We start from the raw sequence: 24,022 nt of genomic DNA on the forward strand, positions 1-24,022 counted from the left end.
GGGGGGGGGGGTCGTTCGCCTGGTGGGGTGGGCGTGGCGGGCTGGTGTCTTTTTTTTGGCTTCCACACCCCCCAACACCCCCCCACGACCGGTGACGTGGGGCGGCGTCGTCCAGCCGGGGGAGAGATCGGCGGACGGCTCGGGCGCGCCGTAGACCGTCCGCACCGGCAGCACCCCGGCCCAGGCGGTGTCGGCTTCGACGTCGCGGGGCTCGTCGTCCGGGCCTTCGGCGCGCATCTTCACCGACGCCTCGGCGAGATCCAGCGCGAGCACGGACACCGCGGCGAACTCCTTGGCGTCGACCGCGCGCGCGTGCTCCCACGAGCCCGGCGCGAGGTGGTCGGTGAGCACCTTCAGGCCGTGCATCTTCGCGTCGGCGTCCAGCACCGGTCTCGCCCGCCCGAGGACGACGGCGCTGCGGTAGTTCATCGAGTGGTTGTTCACCGAGCGCGCGTAGACGATGCCGTCGAGGAGCGTCACCGTCACGCAGACGTCGACGTCGTGCGCCGCGGTGCGGAGGCTGGCCGCGCCGGTCGAACCGTGCAGGTAGAGCGTGTCGCCGTCGCGGCCGTAGCCGGTCGGCAGGACCAGCGGCACGCCGTCGCGGACGATCCCGAGGTGGCAGATCAGGCCTTCGTCCAGGAGAGCGTGCAGCGCGGAGCGGTCGGTCAGGGCGCGGTGCTTCTTGCGGCCGAGCGTGGTGCGGGGCGTGGTCGACAACATGCGACCAGCGTCTCCCGGTCCAGTGGCATCGGAAAACGGCCACTTCTCGTACACTTGGGAAGTCCACTCGAGGAGGTCCCGTGACCCACGCCGACACCGCCCTCCCGGTCAGCCTCGACCGTTCGACGGTGACACCGCTGGCGGTTCAGCTGGCCGACGCGTTGCGCGAAGCCGCGGCGAGCGGGCACCTGCGCGGCGGCGACCGGTTGCCGTCGACACGGGCACTGGCTGGACGGCTCGGCGTCAGCCGCACGGTGACGTCGGCGGCCTACGAGCAGCTGCACGCCGAGGGCTGGATCGCGGGGCGGCACGGCTCGGGCACCTACGTGACGACTCCGCCGTCCTTCTCGGCTTCCGAGGTCCCGGCGCCCGGCCCGGTGCCGGGGGCGGAAGCGGAGGTGTCGCCGCTCCTGGACCTCGGGCCCGGCACGCCGTGGGCGGCGGGGCTGGATCGCGCTGCCTGGCGCCGCGCCTGGCGGGCGGCGGCCGACCCGGACCCGCTGGTCCGCGCGCACCGTGCGGGGCTCCCGGAGTACCGCGCGGCGGTGTCGGAGCACCTGCTGCGGCACCGCGGGCTGGCCGCGGGTTCGGTGCTGGCCACCGGGGGGACGACGGCCGCGGTGGTGGAACTGGCCGCGGCGGTGCTCGGCCGCGGGGACCTCGTCGCCGTCGAAGAGCCCGGCTACCAGCGGGCGGTGCAGGCGTTCCGCCGGGCCGGGATGCGGGTCACCGGCGTACCGGTGGACGAGGAGGGGCTGCGCCCGGAGGAGATCCCGGCGGGCGCGCGGGCGGTGTACTGCTCGCCGGCGCACCAGTACCCGATGGGCAGCAGGCTGAGCGCGGCGCGGCGGGTGTCGCTGGTCGAGCGCGCGCGTTCCTCGGCGATGCTGGTCATCGAGGACGACTACGACGGCGAGCTCCGCTTCGACGTGGCACCGCTGCCGATGCTGGCCTCGTTGGCGCCGGACGTCGTGGTGCACCTGGGGACGACTTCGAAGATCCTCACGCCGACACTGGGCGCGGGCTGGATGGTGGCGCCGGAGGCGATCACCTCGGCGGTGCTGGCGTACCGCGACCTGACCGGCACCCGGCCGTCCCCGGCCGGGCAGCGGGTGCTGTACGAGTTCGCCCGCAACGGAGATCTGGGACGTCACCTGCGGAAACTGCGCCGCGAGATGGCCGAGCGCCGAACGCTGCTGGCCGGGGCGCTCGCCTCGGCGGGCGTTCCGGTACGCGGCGACGACGCGGGGGCCCACCTGGTGGTGCCGTTCTCGTCGGCTTCGGTGGAGTCATCGGTGATCGCGGCGGCCGAGCGGCGCGGCATCCGGCTGGACGGGCTGGCGCGCCACTTCGCGGGAACCCCGACGGCCCACGGCGTGGCGATCGGGTACGCGGGGTGTTCGCGGGAGGCTCTGGTGGCGGCGCTGCCGGTGCTGGTGGCCTTGCTGCGGTGAGGTTTCTCGTTGTCCACAGTTCGGCCGTGATGTGGACAACCGTGCTGCGGCCGGGGTTTTCCGGCCGCCGGTGCCGGTCGGCGGCGATACGCTCAATTCGGTGGTGGTTCCCCCTGGGAGGGCGGGTTCTGTCCGGGGCCGGGCGGGCGGGAGTGGGTCCGCCGCCGGAACGTCGCGAATGACCCAGCCGACCCGCGCGAGGACGCAAGCCGGCAAATCCGCGCGACTTCCCGGTCGCCGGTGACACCAACTCACCGCCCGCACCGGCCAACTCACCGGGAATGCGGGCGAGTTGGCCGGTGCGGCCGGTGAGTTGGCCTAACGCGACGGCGTGAAGTCGCCGACCACACCGTGCGACGTCCCCCCATGTCGCCGTCGAACCCGCACGGTGGCCTCACAGGTCCGGCATGCCGGACCAAGCGGAATCCGCATCGAGCGCCCAACGCGGCCGGCAAAGACCTGCCGGGGCCCTGCCCTGGGAGCGGCCCGAGCGGCTCCAGCGGCGGGCCGGAGTCCGCGGCGACCTGTCCGAAAGGGGGCAGGGCCGGCTGGACCCATCCACCCCTCGGCACACTGGACGTGCCAAGCCCGTCACGGGTTGCGTCCGTCGCTCGACGCTGCCCGTCCGCCGCACGGGGCTCGGCTGTTCGCCGAGGTCACCGGGTACGGTGGCTCACCATGAGCGAGAAGATCCGGGTGGCGGTCGTGTTCGGCGGGCGCAGCAGCGAGCACACCGTCTCGTGCCTGTCCGCCGGCAGCGTCCTCGGCCACCTCGATCCGGAGCGGTTCGAGGCGGTGCCCGTCGGGATCACGCGCGAGGGCCGCTGGGTGCTCGGCAGCGGCGACTCCGCCCAGCTCGCCATCCGCGGCCGCGAACTCCCGTCCGTCGACGACGGCCGGGGTCTCGTCCTCGCCGGTGATCCGTCCAGCCGGGGTCTCGTGGCCGTCGAACCCGGGCGGGAAAGCGAACTGCTGTCGCAGGTCGACGTCGTCTTCCCGGTGCTGCACGGCGCCTTCGGCGAGGACGGCACCATCCAGGGCCTGCTCGAGCTCGCCGGCATCCCGTACGTCGGTCCCGGTGTGCTGGCCAGTGCCGCCGCCATGGACAAGGAAACCGCCAAGAAGCTGCTGGCCGCCGAAGGACTTCCGGTCGGCACCTACACGGCCCTCCGGCGCGGGCAATCCACTTTGGACCCGGCGGACCAGGCCGAGCTCGGCCTGCCGGTGTTCGTCAAGCCCTCCCGCGCCGGGTCGTCCGTCGGCATCTCCCGCGTGGCCCGCTGGGCGGACCTGGACGCCGCCATCGAGCTCGCCCGCGCCACCGATCCCAAGGTCCTCGTGGAGGCCGCCGTCGTCGGGCGCGAGGTCGAGTGCGGGGTCCTCGAGTTCCCGGACGGCCGCGTCGAGGCTTCGCTCCCGGCCGAGATCCGCGTACTGTCCGAGGACGAAAACGCCTGGTACGACTTCGAAACCAAGTACCTCGGCGACGATGCCGAGCTCGACATCCCGGCCAAGCTCGACGACGCCCTCACCGAGAAGCTCCGCGCGATGGCCGTCGAAGCGTTCCGGGCGCTGGACTGCCAGGGACTGGCCCGCGTCGACTTCTTCGTCACCGAAGACCACGAGCTGATCATCAACGAGGTCAACACCATGCCCGGCTTCACGACGAAGTCCGCCTACCCGAAGATGTGGGAGGTCACCGGCATGGATTACCCGACCCTGCTGACGACCCTCGTCGAGACGGCGATCGCCCGCGGAACCGGCCTGCGCTAGGAAAACCGCAGCGGCCGCGCCGGCAGCTTCGCGGCCACGGTGTCCGAGATCTGCTGCAGCGGACCCGTTCCGGCGCTGTCCGGAACCGTCAGCGCCGCGTAGACCTCGCGGTCCACGACGTACCACGTCGACGCGCCGTCGCCCGGGACCTGCAGCCACTGCACGCGGTTCACCAGCCGCAGCTGCGCCGACGGCGTCAGCTCCGGCGGGCGGTCCAGGCCGCAGCGCAGCACCAGCGGATCCGGCGCACCCCAGGCCACCGTCGCCGGTGGGGCGGGCTCGGCGAGGGAGCGCACCTTCAGCGAAGCGCCGTTGGACGTCAGTTCCGTGGGCACGGCGGCGACCAGCGTCCCGCAGGCGGGCGTACCGGCCGCCGGAGCGGGCACGGGGACCAGCGGCAACGGACCGGAATCGGCGGAGTCCGCCGAACCCCTGGTCAGGGCGAACACGGCGACGGCGACCGCCAGGGCCACGGCGAGCGCCGCCGCGGTGACGAGCACCACCCTGGGGGGCGCACCGGTGTCGGAGTCAGGCACGCCGACCACTACACCACAGTGGCGGTGCCGGAGGACGACCCCCCGAACCTCGAGGTCAGAGGTGGACGACCGGGCAGGTCAGCGTCCGCGTGATGCCTTCCACGTTCTGCACCTTCGCGACCACGAGCTGGCCCAGCTGGTCCACGTTGTCGGCGGCCGCGCGGACGATGACGTCGTACGGTCCGGTGACATCCTCCGAGCTGGTGACACCCGGGATGCTGGAGATCTCGGCAGCCACCGCGGCCGCCTTGCCGACCTCGGTCTGGATGAGGATGTATGCGTGGACCACGGCGCGCCCTTTCGTCGGGATCGATCGGCTCAAGGTAGGAACGTCATCAGCAACGTATCGCCAGCTCAGGGAAAAACATAGGGCATCCGACTATCGGTGATCGATCTTTGTCCCGGTAGAGAAAGCAGAGGTGACCGGTGTCACCGAACGACGGAACGGTCGCCGAGACCGGCGAGTTCGCGCTCATCCGCGCCGTCACGGAAGGACGGCGGCAGCCCCCGGGCACGCTGCTCGGTCCCGGTGACGACGCCGCCGTCGTCGCCGCCCCGGACGGGCGGGTGGTCGCCAGCACCGACGTCCTCGTCCAGGGTGTCCACTTCCGGCTCGACTGGTCCACGCCCGAGCACGTCGGGCGCAAGGCCGTCGCGGTCAACCTCGCGGACATCGCCGCCATGGGTGCCACCCCGACCACCGTCCTGGTCGGCATCGCCTGCCCGCCCGACACCCCGCGCGAGGTCGTCACGGGGCTGGCCGACGGCATGTGGGCCGAAGCCGAACGCGCGGGTGTCGGCGTCTCCGGCGGCGACATGGTCCGCGCCGACCAGCTCGTGATCAGTGTCACGGCGCTCGGCGACCTCGGCGACCGCGAACCGGTGACGCGCTCGGGCGCCCGGCCCGGTGACGTCCTCGCGGTCTGCGGACGGCTCGGCTGGGCCGCGGCCGGCCTGGCCGTGCTCGGCCGCGGCTTCCGGTCGCCGGTCGGCGTCGTCAACGCCCAGCGCTGCCCGGAACCGCCCTACGAAGCCGGTCCGCGCGCCGCCCTCGCCGGGGCCACGGCGATGATCGACGTCTCCGACGGTCTGCTCGCCGATCTCGGCCACATCGGCGAGGCCTCCGGGGTCGGCCTCGACGTCCGCACCGCCGACCTCGACGTCCCCTCCCGGCTGACCGAGGTCGGCGCCGCGCTCGGCGCGGACCCCCTGGACTGGGTCCTCACCGGCGGCGAGGACCACGCGCTCGCGGCCACGTTCCCGCCGTTCACCGAGCTGCCCGACGGCTGGCGCGTGATCGGCGTCGTCACCATGGCCGGCTCCGGGATCACCGTCGACGGCAAGCCGTTCACCCGGAACGGCGGATGGACGCACTGGCGCTGATCTAGGCTCCGGAAGCGTGAGAATCGTTCCGGTCCCCTACGACCACCCCGACGCGGCCAGGCTCATGGCCGCTGTGCAGCAGGTGTACATCGAGCGCTACGGCGACGAGGACGCCACCCCGCTGAGCCCGGCGGACTTCGATCCGCCGCAGGGCCTGTTCCTCGTCGGCTACCAGGGCGAGGAGGCGGTCGCCTGCGGGGCTTGGCGCGCCCACGACGGCCCCGAGCCGGACTTCCAGCCGGGCGACGCCGAATTCAAGCGCATGTACGTCGCCGATTCGGCCCGCGGCCGCGGGTTCGCGCGGCTGATCCTGTCCGAACTGGAACGGACGGCGGCGCTGTGCGGCCGCAAGCGCGCGGTCCTGGAGACCGGGACCAAGCAGCCGGAGGCGATCGCGCTCTACACGTCGTCGGGCTACGTCGAGATCCCGAAGTTCGGCCTCTACAAGAACGAGCCGGAAAGCCGCTGCTTCGGCAAGGACCTCACCGAGGGGTGAGCTTCAGCAGGGCCGCGGCGTGGGGCCGCAGGGACGCCGACGCGGTGGTACCGATGTCCCGGTGGGCCCACAGGTCCCGGACGTTCCAGGAGCCCGGAACCGAAGCGGAGACGGTCGCGGTGGTGCTGCCGGTGTTGAGCAGCACCACCGCGAAACCGCCGCCGGTCAACGGTTTCCCCCAGACCTGGTAGCCCGGGCCCACGGCGAGCTGCCGCCCTTGGCTGCCCGCGAAGTCCTGGTCGACGGCGATCGCCTCGGCGTTGCCCAGCGTCGCGAGATCGGTGTCGCTCAGCTTCGCCGGGTCGGTGCCGGCGAACAGTGGCGCGTTGAGCACGGCCCAGATGCTGAAGTGCGCGCGGGCCTCGTCGGCGGTCAGCGTGCCGTTGCCGACCTGCAGCATGTCCGGGTCGTTCCAGCCGCCGGGGGAGCCGCTGTGGACGGCGACGGCGGCCTGCTGGTCGATCGTCGCGAGCACCGAGTCCCAGGTCGGGACCAGGTCGTAGGTGGTGCGCCACAGGTTCGCCACCGGCCGCGCCCAGGTCCACGGGCTGGAGACGCCGTATTCGGAGATCGCGTAGACGATCGGGCGCGGCAGCGCGGCGAGCTCGTTGCGCATCTTCTCGAAGGCGGCCTTGCGGTCGAGGCCGTCGACGGTGTCGGCGTTGCACCAGTCGTACTTGAGGTAGTCGACGCCCCAGCGGTCGAACGTCTCGGCGTCCTGGCGCTCGTGGCCGAGCGAGCCGATGCCGGCCGCGGGGTAGGCGTCGTTCGCCATGGCGCAGGTGCGGCTGCCGGGCACGGCGTAGATGCCGAACAGCAGGCCGCGCGAGTGCACGTAGTCGGCGAGGTCCGCGATGCCGTGCGGGAACCGCTTCGGGTCCGCCCGCAGCGAGCCGTCCGCCGCCCGGGTGGGCGCCTGCCAGCAGTCGTCGACGACGACGTAGTGGTAACCCGCGTCACGCAGGCCGGTGTCGGCGAGCGCGTCGGCCGCCTGCTTGACGGCGTCCTCGGTGAGGTCGTAGCAGCGGACCTGGTTCCAGCTGTTCCAGCCCATCGGCGGGGTGCCGGCCAGGCCGTTCGCGAGCGCGTGCGTGGCCGCGGGCAGGCTCAGCAGCCAGGTCAGCACGACGAGCAGGAGCACGAGTCCGGTGCTCCCGGTACTGGCGTTCCGGTTCGCGGCGATGGCGTGATCCAATCGCACGGGAAGTGAAACCGCAGTCACCCCGGAGGCGGCATGCCGATCTACGCACTCGGTTCGCTCGAGCCGACGATCCACCCCGACGCCTACGTCCACCCGGACGCGACGGTGATCGGCGACGTCCGGATCGGCGCGCACGCGTCGGTGTGGCCGCAGACGGTCCTGCGCGGCGACCACGGCTACATCGAGATCGGCGAGCGCTCGAACGTCCAGGACGGCTGCGTCCTGCACTGCACCGAACGCCACCCCACGATCCTCGGCCCGTCGTCGGCGATCGGGCACGCGGTGCACGTCGAGGGCGCGACGATCGGTACGGGCTGCCTGATCGCGTCCGGTTCGGTGGTGCTGAACGGCTCGGTGATCGAGGACGGCGGCATGGTCGGCGCGGGCGCGGTGCTGTCGTACGGCTCCCACGTGAAGACCGGCGAAATCGCGCTGGGCGTGCCGGGGAAGACACGGGAGAACAAGTCGTTCGGCGCGGAGAACATCGCGCTCGTCGTCGATTCGTACGTCCGGCGGGCACAGCGGTTCCGGACCGAGCTGCGGCGGCTCGACCCGCTCGGGTGACGCCGGCCACGCCCGGTAAGCTCGCGGGCCGTGACCGCACGACCGCTGCAGGACATCGTCGAGGCAGGCTGGGCGAAAGCCCTCGAACCGGTGGCGCCGCAGGTCGCCGCGATGGGGGAATTCCTCCGCGCGGAGATCGCCGCGGGCCGCACCTACCTTCCGGCGGGTGAACACGTGCTGCGGGCGTTCCAGCAGCCGTTCCACGACGTTCGCGTGCTGATCGTCGGGCAGGACCCGTACCCGACACCGGGGCACGCGGTGGGCCTGAGCTTCTCGGTGGCGCCGGAGGTCCGGCCGATCCCGAAGAGCCTGATCAACATCTACAAGGAGTACACCGAGGACCTCGGCCACCCGTTGCCGTCCAACGGCGACCTGACGCCGTGGGCCGACCAGGGCGTGCTGCTGCTCAACAGGGCGCTGACCGTCCAGCCCGGGAAGTCGAACTCCCACCAGGGCAAGGGCTGGGAAGAGGTCACCGAGCAGGCGATCAAGGCCCTCGCCGCGCGCTCGGAGCCGATGGTGGCGATCCTGTGGGGCCGCAACGCCCGCAACCTGCGCCCGATGCTCGGTGACGTCCCGTGCATCGAGTCGGCGCACCCGAGCCCGCTCTCGGCGCACAACGGCTTCTTCGGATCCCGGCCGTTCAGCCGGGCCAACCAGCTGCTGGCCGAGCAGGGCGCGCAGCCGGTCGACTGGAAGCTTCCGTAGGTTCGTGTCCGGATCCGCGAGCCGGCTCCGACCAGGGGGAAACGGATCCTTGGAGTACACATGAACGTCACATCGGCCGACGGCACGTCGATCTTCTTCGAGCAGCGCGGCGACGGCCCGCCGGTGATCCTGGCCGGCGGCGCGTTCAACGACCGCACGACCGTGTCCGGCCTGGCCGAGGTCCTGGCGTCGGATTTCACGACGATCGCCTACGACCGGCGCGGCCGCGGTGACTCCGGCGATTCGGCCGAGTACGCGCTGGAACGGGAGATCGAGGACATCGCGGCGCTGATCGCGCAGGTGGGCGGGACGGCGTCGGTGTTCGGGCACTCGTCGGGTGCGGTCCTGGCCCTGGAGGCGGCCGCGACCGGGCTCCCGATCGATCGCGTGGTGGCGTACGAGCCGCCGTACTCGACGGACGAGCACCCGCGGGCGAACGTCGTGGACGAGGTGCGCGGCCGGCTCGCGGCGGGGGACCGCGACGGCGCGGTGGCGACGTTCCTGAAGGTCGCGGGCACGCCGGAAGGGATGATCGAGGGGATGAAGCAGGCGCCGGTCTGGGGCTGGTTCACGGCGCTGGCGCACACGCTCCCGTACGACCTGACGATCTGCGGCCCGGACGCCCGCCCGCGCACGGAGAACCTGGCTCGCATCACGGCACCGACGCTGGTGATCGGTGGCGGCGCGAGCGACGAGGCGCTCCAGGCGGGCGCCCGCGCGGCGGCCGCGGCGGTGCCGGGCGCCCGCCACGAGACCCTGGCCGGCCAGGACCACGGGGTGCTGCAGTTCCCGGAGACGCTCAAGCCGCTGCTGACCGGCTTCCTGAAGGCATGAAAATGGCGGGTGCTCCGAGGAGCACCCGCCATTTTCGAACTCTTCTCGCCTCAGCCGCGAACGACCTTGCCCGCCTTGATGCACGAGGTGCACACGTTCAAGCGCTTGCGCTGGGACACACCCACCTTGGCGTGCACGGTCTGGATGTTCGGGTTCCACCGGCGGTTGGTACGGCGGTGGGAGTGCGAGACCGACTTGCCGAAGCCGGGTCCCTTGCCACAGACGTCGCACACGGCAGCCACGTCGAACTCCTTTGGATCTGGGTCATAGCTGAGACATAAAGATTGAGCCCAGATGCACTGGGCAACTCGACCATAGTAACTACTGCTTTCCCGGCCCTCGGCACCGGGTCGATACGCTGCCCCGGACGGTCGGGAGGTTACGGGTGCGGGTGCTGGACGCGGCGGCGGTTTCGGCCTGGGCGAAGGGCTGTGTGCACAGCCTGGCGAGCCTGCGCCCGGCCATCGACGAGATCAACGTCTACCCCGTCGCCGACTCCGACACCGGCTCCAACATGCTCTTCACGATGACCGGCGCGGCCGCGGAACTGGGGAAGACCGCCCCGCAGGACGCCGCCGAGGCGCTGAAGATCCTCGCGCGCGGCGCGGTCGCCTCCGCCAAGGGCAACTCCGGGGTGATCCTCTCCCAGGTCGTGCGGGGGCTGGCCGACTCGGCCGAAGGCGACCTCGACGGCCCGTGGCTGGCCAAGGCCCTCGGGCACGCCGACGAGGCCGCCACCGGCGCCGTCAGCCGCCCGGTCGCCGGGACCATCCTGACCGTCCTGCACGCCGTCGCCCTCGCCGTCCGCGGGGACGCGAGCCCGCTCGGTGCCGTCGCGCAGAAGGCGGCGAAAGAGGCCGCGCACGCCCTGGAAAAGACGCCGGAGCAGCTGCCCGCGCTGGCCAGGGCGGGGGTCGTCGACGCGGGTGCGCGCGGGCTCGTCGCCGTGCTCGACGCGCTGGTCGGCGTGCTCACCGGCGCCCCCATCGAGCAGGAACACCCCCTCGAAGTCCACGCGGTCCCCCAAGCCGGCGCCTACGCCTGGGAGGTCATGTACCTGCTGGACGGCGTCGGCGAAACGAGCCTGCCGGCCCTGCGCAAGGAGCTGAGCGGTCTCGGGGACAGCGTCACGGTGGCCGGCGACGGCTCGGGCAGCCACGCCGTGCACGTCCACTGCGCCGACATCGGCGCCGCCATCGAGGCCGGGCTCGCGCTCGGCCGCCCGCGCCGGATCCGGGTCGAGCCGCTGCTCACCCCGACGCCGATCGAGCCGGGCGGCGGGATCGACCGCACGGTCGTCGCCGTCGTCCACGGCGGGGCGCTGGCCGAGCTGCTGCGCGCCGAAAGCATCCCGGTGCTGGCCGTGCCCGAGGGCGGGACGCCGAGCGTCGAGGACCTGATCGGCCTGCTCAACGAGGCTGCCGGGCGGCACGTGACGGTGCTGCCGGGCAGCGTCGCGCTGACCGCGGCGGCCGACACCGCCGCCGGGCACGCGATGGCCGCCGACCGGGACGTCGTGGTCATCCCGTGCGCGTCGCCGGTGCAGGTGCTGGCCGCGCTCGCGGTGCACGACGCCGGGCGCCGCACCAACGACGACGTCGTCGCGATGGCCGAAGCGGCGGCCGCGACCAGGCGTGGCGAACTGCGGATCGCGCAGGAGGAGTCGCTAACCTGGGTGGGCCGGGCCCAGTCCGGCGACGTGGTCGGCCTGGTCGACGACGAGGTGGTGCTGATCGAGCCCGCGCCCGCGTCCGAGACCAACCTGGTCGCGGCCGCGATGAAGGTGCTGAACCGGATGCTGGCGCTCGGCGGGGAGCTGGTGACGGTGCTGAGCGGGGCCGCGGCGCCGCCGGGGGTCGCCGGGGAGCTCGCGGAGCAGCTGCGGGTGGAGCACCCGGAGGTGGAGCTGACGAGCTACGCCAGCGGCCAGGCGGACGCCGTGCTGCTGATGGGAGTCGAATAGCGGATGGCCGGACTGCGCGACAAGCTGCCGTTGCTGCTGGGCGCCAAGACGGCGAAGGCGCTCGCCACGGCGTTGGACATCGAGACGGTCAGCGACCTGCTGCGCCACTACCCGCGCCGCTACGCCGAGCGCGGGGAGCTCACCGACATCGCCGGTCTCGAGCTCGGCGAGCACGCCACCGTGCTGGCGCGCATCGAAAAGGTGAGCAAGCGGCGGATGAAGGCCCGCAACGGGACCATCATCGACATGGTGATCACCGACGGCAAACGCCGGCTCACCTGCGCCTTCTTCAACCAGGCGTGGCGGGAGAAGGACCTGGTCCCCGGCAAGACCGGCCTGTTCGCCGGCAAGGTGTCCGCCTTCCGCGACACCCTGCAGCTGACCAACCCCGAGTACGAGTTGTTCGACGCCGAACGCGAAGCCGAGGCGATGGACAACTTCCTCGCCGCGATCATCCCGGTGTACCCGGCGGCCCAGGGCATGCCGACGTGGTCGATCGCCAAGTGCGTGCGCCAGGTCCTCGACGTCCTCGAGGTCGACGACGACCCGATGCCCGCGGAGCTGCGGCGGCTGCACCGCCTGTCCGACCTCGACACCGCGCTGCACGGCATCCACCGCCCGGACAACTGGGCGCACCTGGAAGCCTCGAAGAAGCGGCTCAAGTGGGACGAGGCCATGGCCGTCCAGCTGATCTTCGCGCAGCGGCGCCACTCGGCCATCTCCCGGCCGGCGAAGGCGAACCCGCACGTCAGCGGCGGTCTCGCGGACGCCTTCGACAAGCGGCTGCCCTTCGACCTGACCGCGGGCCAGCGGGGGATCGGCGACGAGATCGCCGCGGACCTGGCGTCGGAGCACCCGATGAACCGGCTGCTGCAGGGCGAGGTCGGCTCAGGCAAGACGGTGGTCGCGCTGCGGGCCATGCTGCAGGTCGTCGACAACGGGCGGCAGGCCGCGATGCTGGCGCCGACCGAGGTCCTGGCCGCGCAGCACGCGCGGTCGCTGCGGGAGATGCTCGGCGACCTCGGCCAGGCGGGCGAGCTCGGCGCGGCGGAAAACGCCACCCGCGTCACGTTGCTCACCGGGTCGATGGGCGCCAAGGAGCGCAAGAAGGCGCTGCTGGAGATCGTCAGCGGCGAGGCGGGCATCGTCGTCGGCACGCACGCGCTGATCCAGGACCACGTCGAATTCGCCGACCTCGGTCTCGCCGTCGTCGACGAGCAGCACCGCTTCGGCGTCGAGCAGCGGGACGCGCTGCGCACCCGCGGCGCCGGCGACACCAGCCCGCACGTGCTCGTCATGACCGCGACGCCGATCCCACGCACGGTCGCGATGACCGTGTACGGCGACCTGGAGGTGTCCGCGTTGCGCGAGATGCCGGTCGGGCGGTCGCCGATCGCCACCACGGTCGTGCCGGTCGCCGAGAAACCCGCCTGGTTCGAGCGGATCTGGCAGCGCGTGCGCGAAGAGGTCGGCAAGGGCCACCAGGCCTACGTCGTGTGCCCGCGGATCGGCGACGAGCCGCCGTCGGACAAGAGCGACAAGCGGCCGCCGCTGGCGGTCCTGGAGGTCGCGCCCGAGCTGGCGCACGGCCCGCTGCAGGGCCTGAAGATCGACGTGCTGCACGGCCGGATGCCCCCCGACGGCAAGGACGCGGTGATGCGGGCGTTCTCGGCCGGGGAGCTCGACGTGCTGGTCGCGACCACGGTGATCGAGGTCGGCGTGAACGTCCCGAACGCGACCGCGATGGTGATCATGGACGCCGACCGGTTCGGCGTCAGCCAGCTGCACCAGCTGCGCGGCCGCGTCGGGCGGGGCAGCGTCCCGGGGCTGTGCCTGCTGGTCACCGAGACCCTCGACGGCACGGCGACGCGCGAACGGCTGGCGGCGGTCGAGTCGACCACCGACGGCTTCGAGCTGTCGCGGCTGGACCTGGAACTGCGCCGGGAAGGCGACATCCTCGGCGCCGCGCAGTCCGGGAAGCGGTCCACGCTGAAGCTGCTTTCGCTGCTGCGGGACGAGGACGTCATCGCCGCGTCCCGCCAGAGCGCGCAGGAGATCGTCGAGAAGGACCCGGAGCTGAAGAAGTACCACGGCCTGGCCCAGATGGTCGGCGACGTCGTCGACGTCGACCGCGCGGACTACCTGGAGAAGAGCTGACCGTCCGCGCCGCCACGGTGGCCGACGCCCCGGCGATCGGCGAGGTCCACGTGCGGTCCTGGCAGGCGGCGTACGCGGGCCTGATCCCGGCGGACTTCCTCACCCGCCTCTCGGCCGGGGCGCGGGCGGCGTCGTGGGCCCGGCGCATCGAGGAGGGGGCCGGTCAGGTCCTGGTCGTCGAGGAAAACGGGGCCGTGGCCGGGTTCGCCGCGTTCGGTCCCGGGCAGCTCCACGCGCTCTACCTGCTGCCGGAGTACTGGGGGCGGGGGCTCGGCAGGCGGCTGCACGACCGGGTCGTCGAAGAACTGCCCGGGGACAGCGCCATCCTGTGGGTGCTCGCGACGAACGAGCGGGCGAAGGCCTTCTACGTCCGGCAGGGCTGGGAGGACGACGGCGCCCGCCGGACCGAGACGATCGACGACGGGCGCGTCACCCTGGAAGAGATGCGCTACCGCCGCCGGCTGCGGTGAACACACCGGCCTTCGCCGCCGCGGCCGCGGCAGCCGCCGCGACCCCCGCGTCCTTCGGCGTCACGCCCTCCCGGGCGATGAACAGCCGGTAGAAGACCGGCCCGCAGGCGACGCGGACGACCTCGACCGCGTCGGTGCCGGCCGGGACCTCGCCGCGCTCGATCGCCCGGTGCACGGCGGCGGCCGAGCGGGCGTGGCGGTCGACGTAGAACTCCCGCAGGGCCTCCGCGGCGCGCGGGGAGAGGAAGGCCGCCGAAATCGACGCGATCGGCAGCTCACGCTCGCCAGGGGTGGTGAAGTAGCGCACCAGTTCCAGGTTGATCGCGCGCAGATCGCCTTCGAGCGAACCGGTGTCCGGCGCAGCCCACTCCTGCTCGGCTCCCAGCAGCAGGGCCGCGGCGACCAGGCCTTCGGCGGACTCCCAGCGGCGGTACAGGGTCGTCTTGTGCACACCCGAGCGGTCGGCGACCGCCTCGACGGTCAGCTCGGCGTACCCGCGCTCCCCGAGCAGCTCCAGGGTGGCGTTCAGCACGGCGAGGCGGGTCCGCTCGGTGCGGCCGCCCGGTCGCTTCGTCCCGGAAATCTCGGTTGCCAATTGCTACTCCTGTTGCGTTAGTGTGGCCAGTATGCCAGAGATCGACACCATCGCCGTCACCGAGATCGCCGACCTGATCGGCGACGCCGAGGTCGTCGCGATCGGCGAGAACAACCATCACATCCGCGAGTTCGGCGCGCTGCGCGACCGCCTGCTGCGGCACCTCGTCGCGGAGCGCGGGTTCACCGTCCTCGGGTTCGAAGGGGGCTTCCCGGAAGGCCGGCTGGTCGACGCCTGGCTCCGCGGCGGCCCCGGCGAAGTCGCCGACATCGCGCGCGACGGCTTCACCTTCGGCCTCGGCGGCTCGGCCGAGGTGCACGCGATGCTGACCTGGCTGCGCTCGCGCGGCGACGTCCGGTTCGCCGGCCTCGACGTGCCGGGCTCGGCGGGCTCGCCGGTGCCTTCGCTGAAGGCGCTCCGCGAGTGCGTCTCGCGCGTGGAACCGGCCCATCTGTCCCTTGTGGACAACGCGCTGGCGGCGTGCGAGCCGTACGCGTCGGTGAGCAGCGCGGTCGCGCCTGGCCGCTACCAAGAGATGAGCACCGAAGCGCGGGACGCGGCGACGGCGGCGTTGACCGTCCTGAAAGGACATGTGGAGTCGCTTGGGCACGTCTACGGCGAAGTCGCCGCCCACCACGCCGACGGCGCCCTGCGCGTGGATCTGTACCTGCGCGAACTGGACGCGCTGACGGCGGGCCGTGCGCCCGAGCCGCAGAGTTCGTCCCGCGACACGTACATGGCGGCCACCGTGCGGTTGCTGCGGCGGCTGCACCCGGGCGAGAAGATCGTCCTGATGCTCCACAACGGACACCTCCAGCGCGTCCCGTTCTCGCCGATGCCGGGCATGACGGCGCCGACGGCGGGGACGCACCTGGCCGCGGAGCTGGGGGACAAGTACTTCGCGCTGGCGCTCACCGCCGTTTCGGGGACGACCACCGGCCTGGTACCCGACGAAGCCGCACCGCTCGGGTTCCGGATGTTCGAGCAGGCAGTCGTGGCGCCCGCGGACGGCAGCGTCGAGGCAGCACTGGCCCCGCACGCGCCGTGCCTGGTCGCGCGCCCCGCGGCCGCGAGCATCCGGCACGCGCACGCGTCGGTGCCGGTGGACGTCGCGGCCGCGTTCGACGCCGTGGTCTGCCTGAAGGAGCAGGAAACGATTTTCGGGGCCGGCGCCGGGTAGGTGTGCCCGTTCGGCTGATTGCCGTAGTCGTGCCATGGGCGTTTCCTACCGGTATGGCCGGGCGGAGGCGGGCGTTGATCGTCGCCAACGGCGAGTACGACAACGCGGGACTCCAGCGGCTGGGCTCGCCCGCGGCGGACGCCGATGCCCTGGCCGGGGTGCTCGCCGACCGGACGATCAGCGACTTCGACGTGCAGGTGGTCCGCAACGAGACCGCGCACGTCGTCCAGGCGGAGATCGAGGACCTCTGCGTGGAGGGCCGGCCCGACGACGTCCTGCTGCTGCACTTTTCGTGTCACGGCCTGAAGGACGACTCGGGCGGCCTGTACTTCGCCGCCCGCAACACCCGGCCCGACCGGCTCCGGTCCACCGCGGTGCCCGCGCAGTTCGTGCAGCAGTGCATCCGGCAGAGCCGCTCGCGCAGCATCGTCCTGCTGCTGGACTGCTGCTACGGCGGGGCGTTCGGGCAGGGGGTGGCGGTCCGGGCCTCGGGCGACGCGAACGTCCTCGACAGCTTCCGCGGGGGCCACGGCCGGGCGGTGATCACGGCGTCGAACTCGATCGAGTACGCCTTCGAGGGCGCGCGGCTGGCCTCCAACCAGCCGGCCCAGCCGTCGGTGTTCACGGCGGCGCTGGTGGAGGGCCTGCGCACGGGCGAGGCCGACCGCGACGAGGACGGCTGGATCGCCCTCGGCGAGCTGTACGAGTACCTGTTCGACCGCGTCCGCGAGCGCAACCCGAAGCAGACGCCGAGCCGTGACATCGAGATGCAGGGCGAGCTGTACCTGGCGAAGAGCAGGCGGCGCCGGATCAAGCCGTCCCCGGTCCCACCCGACCTGGCGGCGGCGATCGAGGCGGAGAACCCGTTCACCCGGCTGGGCGCGGTGGCGGAGCTGAGACGCCGCCTTTCGAGCGACAACCTCCCGGTGGCGATCGGGGCGTTCGAGGCCCTGAAGGCCATGGCGGCGACGGACATCGAGCACGTGTCCGCGGCGGCTTCCGACGCGCTGCGGTTCGCGGTGGTCCGGGTCGACGTGCCGGCGGTCCGCCTGTCGGCACCGGCGGGTGGGGTGGCATCGGCGACGGTCCGGCCGGTGGGGCCGCCGGTGGCGCGCGAGGTGCGGTTCGAGGCTTCGCACCCGTGGATCGCGGTGGCCGAGGGGGCCGGCAGGGTGGAGCTGACGGTCACGGCCGGCGAGTCGGGGACGCGGCGCGGGAAGGTCGTGGTGAGCGGGCCCACCGGGGAGGTGGTCGTCGGGGTGGAGGTCGAGGCGCTGCCGGTGCCGGTCGCGGAGCCGAGGGTGGAGCCGGAGGCGGAGCCGGTGGTGGCCGAGCACCAGCCGGAGGTGGCGGCCAGGCCGGACGCGGCAGCTGGGGCGGCCAAGCAGGCGCCCCGGCCGGTGCCCGATGTGGCGGCCAAGCCCGGGCCGGAGTCCGCGGCGCGGCTTGCCGCCGAGCCGGAGCCGAGGAAGCGCTCGGATGCTGTGTTGGGCACCTCCACCGCACCGAACACCACGTCCGACGCGTCGGCCGCCACCAAAGCCACATCGGGACCGGCCCCCGAACCCGTGGCCGGCGAAGCGGCGCGCGGGCCCGCCACAGCGGCCGCCCCGGAACGCCCGTCATCGGGCGGCTCCGCCGGCGCGGTGGATCCCGTCGGCGGGTTCGCCGGCGTCCTCGCGATCACCGGCACCGTCTTCGCGGTGACCGGGCTCCCCCTGGACTACCGCTACGGCCACTACCTCCTCGGCGAATACCGGCCCGGCATGACGGCCTACGTCCTCATCGTGGCCGCGTGCGCGCTGCTCGCCGGGATCCTCGCGCTCACCCCGCGGACCCGCTCGCGGATCGGGCCCGCGCTGCTGTTCGGCACCGGGCTGTCCGCGCTCTTCGGGCTCTTCCGGTTCCTCGGCGAGATGGTCACCCTCGCCGATGGCTCGGGCACCGAACTGAACGCCGGCTACACCTTCCAGCTGCTCGCGCACCTCGCGTGGGCGGTCGCCGGGGCGTTCGCGCTCGCGGCGCTGCGCCGGAACCCCGCCGTCGCACTCCGCGCCGGACGGGTGCGGGGCTGGCCGTCGTGGGTGGCGATCGTGCTCGGCGTGACGGGCGCGGGCGCCTGGATCGTCCAGCTCGGCGAGCTGAGCGCCTACGACTCCGATGACGGCGGCCGCGCGGCCGCCTACTTCGTGCTCGGCGCCCTGCTGGCCGTGGCCGTGCCGCTCGTCGCCGTCGTGCTGAACCCGCGGCCGGTCGGCTGTGCCGTGCTGGCCACGGGGACCGCCGGGCTGCTCGGCGTGCTGGCGCCGACGTTCGCCGCCGTCCTGGAGCACTCTTCGCTGACCTTGGCAGGGCAGTCGATCGCCGTCGTGGCCCTCGTCCTGCTGGCGATCGACACCGCGGTCCTCGCGCGGCGGAATCAGCCGAACGGGCGACAGCCCTGAGTTGTCGTCCGGGCGCCGCAGGGGTACCACGACGATCATGAGGATGCTTCTCGCGGCCGTGGCGCTCGTACTCGCCGGTTCGACCCCCGCCGCCGCCGAGGGTGGGCTGCAGCCGGATCCGCCCAGCTGGGGGCTGGACCGGATCGACCAGCGCACCGGGCTCGACCACGCCTACCACTACGCGAGCGACGCCTCGGACGTCACGATCTACGTGATCGACAGCGGTGTCGACGCGAAGCACCCCGACTTCCAGGGCCGCGTCGCACCCGGGCGGGACTTCCTGAACGGCGGCTCGGACACCACCGACACCAACGGCCACGGCACCCGCCTGGCCGGCATCGCGGCGGGCAAGGACTACGGCGTCGCGAAGGGCGCGCAGATCGTGCCCGTGCGCGTGCTCGACAAAGACGGCGGTGGGGCCACCGAGCAGATCATCGCCGGCATCGACTGGGTCGCGCAGAACGCCCAGCAGCCCGCCGTCGCCGTCCTCGGCATCGGCGGGGTACCGAACGACCAGCTCGACGCCGCGGTGAAACGGCTGGCCGCGGTGGTGCCGATCGCCGTCCCGGCGGGCAGCGAGACCGCGGACGCCGGTGGCTTTTCGCCGGGCCGGGTGCCCGAGGCGCTGACCGTCGCGGCCTCCGACACCCAGGACCGGCCGGACAAGTCGTCGAACTCGGGCGAGGACGTCGACCTGTACGCCCCGGGCACCGACATCCCGGGTCCGGCCGCGGGCGGCACGGGCGCGAACCCGGATTCCGGCACGTCGATGGCGGCGGCGTTCGCGGCCGGTGTGGCGGCCCTCTACCGCGCCCAGCACCCCGGCGACACCCCGGCGCAGGTGGACGACGCCCTGATCCGCGCGGCGACGCCGGACGTGCTCAAGGGCGTCCCGGAGGGCACGGCCAACCGCCTGCTGTACGCGTCCGCCGGCGGTTGAGACGCAGTTGTCCACAGCCCCGCCGAGATGTGGAAAACCGTCTCCGATCTGCGGCTTTCCCGGGCTGCTCGCCGGCCGGGCCCGATACGCTCGCCGAACGTGGGACCGACCCGGAGAAGGCAGAACGGAGTGCAGGGCGATGGTGTGTGCAGGAGGTGACGTCGCGGACCCGGTGGGCCGGAACGCCGAGGACGCCGGGGAACGCTGTGGCCCGTCACCCGCCGCGGGCGCGTCGAGAGGTGCCACCAGGGCTGACCGGTGAACCTTCCGGTCCGCATGATGTCCATCACCCGGGACTGAACTCCCGCAGAGCGGGAAGAACCGGGTAACGTGCGTTGACTTACCGATCCAAGAGGGAAGGACCGGGCATGTTCCGCAAGGTTCTGGTGGCCAACCGCGGGGAGATCGCGATCCGGGCGTTCCGCGCCGGCTACGAACTCGGTGCGGGGACGGTCGCCGTGTTTCCGCACGAAGACCGCAACTCGCTGCACCGGCTGAAGGCCGACGAGGCGTACGAGATCGGCGAACCCGGTCACCCCGTGCGCGCGTACCTCTCGGTCGACGAGATCGTGGCCGCGGCGAAGAAGGCGGGAGCCGACGCCGTCTACCCCGGTTACGGCTTCCTCTCGGAGAACCCCGACCTCGCGCGGGCGTGCGAAGAAGCGGGGATCACCTTCGTCGGGCCGAGCGCCGACATCCTCGAACTCACCGGCAACAAGGCCCGCGCGGTCAAGGCCGCGCGCGAGGCCGGGGTGCCGGTACTGGGGTCGTCCGAACCGTCCAGCGACGTCGACGAGCTCGTCGCGGCGGCCGAAGGCCTCGGCTTCCCCCTGTTCGTCAAGGCCGTCGCCGGCGGTGGCGGGCGTGGCATGCGCCGCGTCGAGGACCCCGCCGTGCTGCGCGAGTCCATCGAGGCCGCCGCGCGCGAGGCCGAGTCCGCCTTCGGCGACCCGACCGTCTTCCTCGAGAAGGCCGTCGTCGAGCCGCGGCACATCGAGGTGCAGATCCTCGCCGACGGCGCGGGCAACATCATCCACCTCTACGAGCGCGACTGCTCGGTGCAGCGGCGCCACCAGAAGGTCGTCGAGCTCGCCCCGGCGCCGAACCTCGACCCGGAGCTGCGCGATCGCATCTGCGCGGACGCCGTCAAGTTCGCCCGGCAGATCGGCTACCGCAACGCCGGCACCGTCGAGTTCCTCCTCGACAAGCAGGGCAAGCACGTCTTCATCGAGATGAACCCGCGCATCCAGGTCGAGCACACGGTCACCGAAGAGGTCACCGACGTCGACCTCGTCCAGTCGCAGCTGCGGATCGCCGCCGGCGAGACCCTCGACGACCTGGGCCTGTCCCAGGACAAGATCTACCTGCGCGGCGCGGCTCTCCAGTGCCGCATCACCACCGAGGACCCGGCCAACGGCTTCCGCCCGGACACCGGGATGATCTCCGCCTACCGCTCGCCGGGCGGCTCGGGCATCCGGCTCGACGGCGGCACCGCCTTCTCCGGCACCGAGATCAGCGCCCACTTCGACTCGCTGCTGGTGAAGCTCACCTGCCGCGGCCGCGACTTCGAGACCGCCGTCCGCCGCGCCCGCCGCGCCGTCGCGGAGTTCCGGATCCGCGGTGTCGCCACGAACATCCCGTTCCTGCAGGCCGTGCTCGACGACCCGGACTTCCGCGCCGGGCGCGTCACGACGTCGTTCATCGAGGAGCGCCCGGGGCTGCTCACGGCGCGGCAGTCCGCCGACCGCGGCACGCGGCTGCTGACCTACCTCGCCGACCAGACGGTCAACAAGCCGCACGGCGAGCGCCCGAAGACGCCGGACGCCACCCTCAAGCTGCCGAAGCTGCCGAAGGACGCCCAGCCGGCGCCGGGCTCGAAGCAGAAGCTCGTCGAGCTCGGCCCGGCCGGATTCGCGCGGTGGCTGCGCGAGTCGCCGCACATCGGCGTCACCGACACGACGTTCCGCGACGCGCACCAGTCGCTGCTCGCCACGCGCGTCCGCACGAAGGACCTCCTGGCCGCGGCGCCGGTCGTCGCCAACACGCTGCCGCAGCTGCTGTCGCTGGAGTGCTGGGGCGGCGCGACCTACGACGTCGCGCTGCGGTTCCTCGCCGAGGACCCGTGGGAGCGGCTGGCCGCGCTGCGCGAGGCCGTGCCGAACATCTGCCTCCAGATGCTGCTGCGCGGGCGCAACACCGTCGGGTACACGCCGTACCCGACCGAGGTGACGAACGCCTTCGTCGAGGAAGCCACGAAGACCGGCATCGACATCTTCCGGATCTTCGACGCGCTCAACGACGTCGAGCAGATGCGCCCGGCCATCGAGGCCGTGCGCGAGACCGGATCCGCCGTCGCCGAGGTCGCGCTCTGCTACACCTCGGACCTGTCCGACCCGGGCGAGAAGCTCTACACGCTCGACTACTACCTCAAGCTGGCCGAGCAGATCGTCGGCGCCGGGGCGCACGTGCTGGCGATCAAGGACATGGCCGGGCTGCTGCGCGCCCCCGCGGCCACCAAGCTGGTCACCGCGCTGCGCAAGGAGTTCGACCTGCCGGTGCACATCCACACCCACGACACCGCGGGTGGCCAGCTGGCCACGTACCTCGCGGCGATCAACGCGGGCGCGGACGCCGTCGACGGCGCGGTGTCGTCGATGGCGGGCACGACGTCGCAGCCGTCGCTGTCGTCGATCGTGGCGGCCACCGACCACTCGGCCCGGACCACCGGGCTCGACCTGCGGGCGATCGGGGACCTGGAGCCGTACTGGGAGAGCGTGCGCAAGATCTACGCGCCGTTCGAGGCCGGGCTGGCCTCGCCGACCGGGCGTGTCTACGACCACGAGATCCCCGGCGGGCAGCTGTCGAACCTGCGGACGCAGGCCATCGCGCTGGGCCTGGGCGACCGGTTCGAGGACATCGAGGCGATGTACGCCGCCGCGGACAAGATCCTCGGCCACCTGGTGAAGGTGACGCCGTCGTCCAAGGTCGTCGGCGACCTCGCGCTGCACCTGGTCGGCGCGGGCGTCTCGCCGGCGGACTTCGAGGCGGAGCCGAACAAGTTCGACATCCCCGACTCGGTGATCGGCTTCCTGCGCGGCGAGCTCGGCGACCCGCCGGGCGGCTGGCCGGAGCCGTTCCGCACCAAGGCGCTGGAGGGCCGGGCCGCCGCGAAGCCGGTCGTCGAACTGTCCGAAGAGGACCGCACGGCGCTGGCCGGGCACCCGCGCCGGACGCTCAACCGGCTGCTGTTCCCCGGGCCGACGAAGGAGTTCGAGGCGCACCGCGAGGCCTACGGCGACACGTCGGTGCTGCCCAGCAAGGACTTCTTCTACGGCCTGCGCCCGGGGGAGGAGTACCAGGTCGACCTCGAGCAGGGCGTCCGGTTGATCATCGAGCTGGAGGCGATCGGCGAGGCCGACGAGCGCGGCGTGCGCACGGTGATGTCGACGCTCAACGGCCAGCTGCGGCCGATCCAGATCCGCGACCGCTCGATCGCGTCGGACATCCCGGCGACCGAGAAGGCGGACAAGGGCAACCCGAAGCAGATCGCGGCGCCGTTCGCGGGCGTGGTCACGCTGCAGGTCGCCGAGGGCGCCACGGTCGAGGCGGGCGCCACGGTCGCGACCATCGAGGCGATGAAGATGGAGGCGTCGATCACGGCGTCGACCGGCGGCAAGGTGGGCCGGCTGGCGATCACTTCGGTCCAGCAGGTCGAAGGCGGTGACCTTCTGCTGGTCCTCGAATGACCGCTAGCATCGCCGGATGCTGATCAACGCGGTACCGCAACGGCAGGGCGCGGTGGGACCGCGCGCGGCGGAGCTGCCGGACGGCTGCCTGGCGCTCGCGGAGCTGGCCGGGCACGTGCTCGGCCGACCCGTGCACCACGTCCGGCAGACCCGTGAAGTGTCCGAAGTGGACCGCGGCATCGCGTCGCGGGCGGTGCTGACCGGCCCGAACCGCGCGGCCCAGCTGGCGGCGTTGGAGGCACCGGGCGGTCCGGTGCTGACGATCGGCGGCGACTGCGGCGTCGAGCTGGTGCCGATCGGCGTGGCCCGCTTCCGGCACGGGCCCGGGCTGGGCGTCGCGTGGTTCGACGCCCACCCGGACCTGAACACGGCGGAGACGTCGCCGTCGGGTGCGTTCCACGGGATGGTGCTGCGCTCGCTGTTCGGCGAGGGCGACGCGGAGTTCGCGGCGGACCCGGCGCTGTCCCCCGGGAACGCGGTGCTCGCGGGAACGCGGGTGTTCGACCCGGACGAACAGGCGGCGGTGTCGCGCGGCTTGGTGGCGACTTCCGTCGACGCAGTGGCGGGGGTCGAGAAGCTGTACGTGCACGTGGACCTCGACGTGCTGGATCCGGGCGAGTTCCCGGGGGTGAACTACCCGGAGCCGGACGGCTGGACGATCCCCCAGCTGGTGGCGGCCCTCGACGAGCTGGCCCGGTTCGAGGTGGTGGGCGCCGGGATCACGGAGTGCGTGGGCACGCCGCGCGAGGTCGAGGTCCTGGAGCCGGTGGTGGCCGCGATCGGCCGTCTGCTCGGTTCCCGGAGTTCGTGATGGCCACCTTGAGGAACTTCAAGTTCCTCAAGGTGGCCATCACG

General features: G+C 72.6%; 20 protein-coding genes and 1 pseudogene. 15 read left to right on the forward strand and 6 right to left on the reverse strand.

Annotation, left to right across the window (positions count from 1 at the left end; all coding sequences use genetic code 11):
* Positions 1 to 84: 84 nt before the first annotated feature.
* Positions 85 to 723: pseudogene (locus tag AB0F15_RS40990) on the reverse strand (pyridoxamine 5'-phosphate oxidase family protein); the annotation flags it as partial.
* Positions 724 to 803: 80 nt separating this feature from the next.
* Between AB0F15_RS40990 and AB0F15_RS40995 the strand changes: the two are divergent.
* Both AB0F15_RS40995 and AB0F15_RS41000 read left to right on the forward strand, forming a co-directional pair.
* Entirely contained in the window at positions 804 to 2,177 is a 1,374-nt protein-coding gene (locus tag AB0F15_RS40995) for a PLP-dependent aminotransferase family protein (RefSeq protein WP_360282573.1), read from the forward strand.
* A 678-nt stretch (positions 2,178 to 2,855) separates the two neighbouring features.
* Complete coding sequence (locus AB0F15_RS41000; RefSeq protein WP_360282575.1) at positions 2,856 to 3,950, forward strand: D-alanine--D-alanine ligase family protein; 1,095 nt, start codon at positions 2,856 to 2,858, stop codon at positions 3,948 to 3,950.
* Here the strand turns inward: AB0F15_RS41000 and AB0F15_RS41005 are convergent.
* Together AB0F15_RS41005 and AB0F15_RS41010 are read right to left on the reverse strand one after the other, a co-directional pair.
* Positions 3,947 to 4,486: a DUF3515 domain-containing protein gene (locus tag AB0F15_RS41005; protein ID WP_360282577.1), complete on the reverse strand. Its 540-nt coding sequence runs from the start codon at positions 4,484 to 4,486 to the stop codon at positions 3,947 to 3,949. The two genes, AB0F15_RS41000 and AB0F15_RS41005, sit on opposite strands and share 4 nt — an antisense overlap.
* Positions 4,487 to 4,541: 55 nt before the next feature.
* Positions 4,542 to 4,775, reverse strand: a complete 234-nt coding sequence (locus tag AB0F15_RS41010; RefSeq protein WP_003091994.1) for an Lrp/AsnC ligand binding domain-containing protein — start codon at positions 4,773 to 4,775, stop codon at positions 4,542 to 4,544.
* 137 nt (positions 4,776 to 4,912) lie between these two features.
* Here AB0F15_RS41010 and AB0F15_RS41015 point away from each other — a divergent pair, with 137 nt between their 5' ends.
* Entirely contained in the window at positions 4,913 to 5,869 is a 957-nt protein-coding gene (locus AB0F15_RS41015) for a thiamine-phosphate kinase (RefSeq protein WP_360282579.1), read from the forward strand.
* Between the two features lie 16 nt (positions 5,870 to 5,885).
* A complete protein-coding gene (locus AB0F15_RS41020; protein ID WP_360282581.1) occupies positions 5,886 to 6,365 on the forward strand; it encodes a GNAT family N-acetyltransferase in 480 nt (159 codons plus the stop codon).
* On the opposite strand, the gene AB0F15_RS41025 is transcribed toward AB0F15_RS41020, so the two are convergent.
* Positions 6,352 to 7,566, reverse strand: coding sequence for a glycoside hydrolase family 27 protein (locus AB0F15_RS41025; RefSeq protein ID WP_360282583.1), 1,215 nt, complete (start codon positions 7,564 to 7,566; stop codon positions 6,352 to 6,354). The two genes, AB0F15_RS41020 and AB0F15_RS41025, sit on opposite strands and share 14 nt — an antisense overlap.
* Before the next feature lie 33 nt (positions 7,567 to 7,599).
* On the opposite strand from AB0F15_RS41025, the gene AB0F15_RS41030 reads away from it, so the two are divergent.
* The 3 genes from AB0F15_RS41030 to AB0F15_RS41040 are packed head-to-tail and all read left to right on the forward strand — an operon-like array spanning position 7,600 to position 9,672.
* A complete protein-coding gene (locus AB0F15_RS41030; protein ID WP_360282585.1) occupies positions 7,600 to 8,130 on the forward strand; it encodes a gamma carbonic anhydrase family protein in 531 nt (176 codons plus the stop codon).
* 30 nt (positions 8,131 to 8,160) lie between these two features.
* Positions 8,161 to 8,838 carry a uracil-DNA glycosylase gene (locus AB0F15_RS41035; RefSeq protein ID WP_360282587.1) on the forward strand — a complete coding sequence of 226 codons (678 nt, stop codon included), beginning with the start codon at positions 8,161 to 8,163 and terminating at the stop codon, positions 8,836 to 8,838.
* 60 nt (positions 8,839 to 8,898) lie between these two features.
* Complete coding sequence (locus AB0F15_RS41040; protein WP_360282589.1) at positions 8,899 to 9,672, forward strand: alpha/beta hydrolase; 774 nt, start codon at positions 8,899 to 8,901, stop codon at positions 9,670 to 9,672.
* A 50-nt stretch (positions 9,673 to 9,722) separates the two neighbouring features.
* Here AB0F15_RS41040 and rpmB read toward each other — a convergent pair whose 3' ends face one another.
* A complete protein-coding gene (rpmB, locus tag AB0F15_RS41045) occupies positions 9,723 to 9,914 on the reverse strand; it encodes a 50S ribosomal protein L28 (protein WP_003091970.1) in 192 nt (63 codons plus the stop codon).
* 143 nt (positions 9,915 to 10,057) lie between these two features.
* On the opposite strand from rpmB, the gene AB0F15_RS41050 reads away from it, so the two are divergent.
* From AB0F15_RS41050 to AB0F15_RS41060, 3 genes are read left to right on the forward strand one after another with little or no spacing between them, the layout of a single operon-like run.
* Positions 10,058 to 11,635, forward strand: coding sequence for a DAK2 domain-containing protein (locus AB0F15_RS41050; RefSeq protein ID WP_360282591.1), 1,578 nt, complete (start codon positions 10,058 to 10,060; stop codon positions 11,633 to 11,635).
* A gap of 3 nt (positions 11,636 to 11,638) precedes the next feature.
* The gene (recG, locus tag AB0F15_RS41055; protein WP_360282593.1) at positions 11,639 to 13,792 is read left to right on the forward strand and encodes an ATP-dependent DNA helicase RecG; all 2,154 of its coding nucleotides are present in this window, start codon (positions 11,639 to 11,641) and stop codon (positions 13,790 to 13,792) included.
* A gap of 17 nt (positions 13,793 to 13,809) precedes the next feature.
* Positions 13,810 to 14,262, forward strand: coding sequence for a GNAT family N-acetyltransferase (locus AB0F15_RS41060; protein ID WP_360282595.1), 453 nt, complete (start codon positions 13,810 to 13,812; stop codon positions 14,260 to 14,262).
* Here AB0F15_RS41060 and AB0F15_RS41065 read toward each other — a convergent pair.
* The gene (locus tag AB0F15_RS41065) at positions 14,222 to 14,857 is read right to left on the reverse strand and encodes a TetR/AcrR family transcriptional regulator (protein WP_360282597.1); all 636 of its coding nucleotides are present in this window, start codon (positions 14,855 to 14,857) and stop codon (positions 14,222 to 14,224) included. The two genes, AB0F15_RS41060 and AB0F15_RS41065, sit on opposite strands and share 41 nt — an antisense overlap.
* Positions 14,858 to 14,888: 31 nt before the next feature.
* Here AB0F15_RS41065 and AB0F15_RS41070 point away from each other — a divergent pair, with 31 nt between their 5' ends.
* The 5 genes from AB0F15_RS41070 to AB0F15_RS41090 all read left to right on the forward strand — a co-directional run bounded on the left by AB0F15_RS41070 (position 14,889) and on the right by AB0F15_RS41090 (position 23,978).
* Positions 14,889 to 16,037, forward strand: coding sequence for an erythromycin esterase family protein (locus tag AB0F15_RS41070; RefSeq protein WP_360282599.1), 1,149 nt, complete (start codon positions 14,889 to 14,891; stop codon positions 16,035 to 16,037).
* A gap of 53 nt (positions 16,038 to 16,090) precedes the next feature.
* A complete protein-coding gene (locus AB0F15_RS41075; RefSeq protein ID WP_360282601.1) occupies positions 16,091 to 18,481 on the forward strand; it encodes a caspase family protein in 2,391 nt (796 codons plus the stop codon).
* A gap of 43 nt (positions 18,482 to 18,524) precedes the next feature.
* Positions 18,525 to 19,421: a S8 family peptidase gene (locus tag AB0F15_RS41080; protein ID WP_360282607.1), complete on the forward strand. Its 897-nt coding sequence runs from the start codon at positions 18,525 to 18,527 to the stop codon at positions 19,419 to 19,421.
* Positions 19,422 to 19,789: 368 nt separating this feature from the next.
* Entirely contained in the window at positions 19,790 to 23,167 is a 3,378-nt protein-coding gene (locus AB0F15_RS41085) for a pyruvate carboxylase (protein ID WP_360282603.1), read from the forward strand.
* Between the two features lie 16 nt (positions 23,168 to 23,183).
* Positions 23,184 to 23,978, forward strand: coding sequence for an arginase family protein (locus tag AB0F15_RS41090; RefSeq protein ID WP_360282605.1), 795 nt, complete (start codon positions 23,184 to 23,186; stop codon positions 23,976 to 23,978).
* The last annotated feature ends 44 nt before the right edge of the window (positions 23,979 to 24,022 follow it).

It is taken from the genome of Amycolatopsis sp. NPDC026612 (genome assembly GCF_040638285.1).
In the GTDB taxonomy this organism is placed as follows: Bacteria; Actinomycetota; Actinomycetes; order Mycobacteriales; family Pseudonocardiaceae; genus Amycolatopsis.

Excerpts from the sequence above, each read along its gene's own strand:
- AB0F15_RS41000 (WP_360282575.1), top strand. The coding sequence starts at position 2,856 with ATGAGCGAGAAGATCCGGGTGGCGGTCGTGTTCGGCGGGCGCAGCAGC.
- AB0F15_RS41030 (WP_360282585.1), top strand. The coding sequence starts at position 7,600 with ATGCCGATCTACGCACTCGGTTCGCTCGAGCCGACGATCCACCCCGAC.
- AB0F15_RS41040 (WP_360282589.1), top strand. The coding sequence starts at position 8,899 with ATGAACGTCACATCGGCCGACGGCACGTCGATCTTCTTCGAGCAGCGC.
- recG (WP_360282593.1), top strand. The coding sequence starts at position 11,639 with ATGGCCGGACTGCGCGACAAGCTGCCGTTGCTGCTGGGCGCCAAGACG.
- AB0F15_RS41070 (WP_360282599.1), top strand. The coding sequence starts at position 14,889 with ATGCCAGAGATCGACACCATCGCCGTCACCGAGATCGCCGACCTGATC.
- AB0F15_RS41075 (WP_360282601.1), top strand. The coding sequence starts at position 16,091 with ATGGCCGGGCGGAGGCGGGCGTTGATCGTCGCCAACGGCGAGTACGAC.
- AB0F15_RS41080 (WP_360282607.1), top strand. The coding sequence starts at position 18,525 with ATGCTTCTCGCGGCCGTGGCGCTCGTACTCGCCGGTTCGACCCCCGCC.
- AB0F15_RS41085 (WP_360282603.1), top strand. The coding sequence starts at position 19,790 with ATGTTCCGCAAGGTTCTGGTGGCCAACCGCGGGGAGATCGCGATCCGG.
- AB0F15_RS41090 (WP_360282605.1), top strand. The coding sequence starts at position 23,184 with ATGCTGATCAACGCGGTACCGCAACGGCAGGGCGCGGTGGGACCGCGC.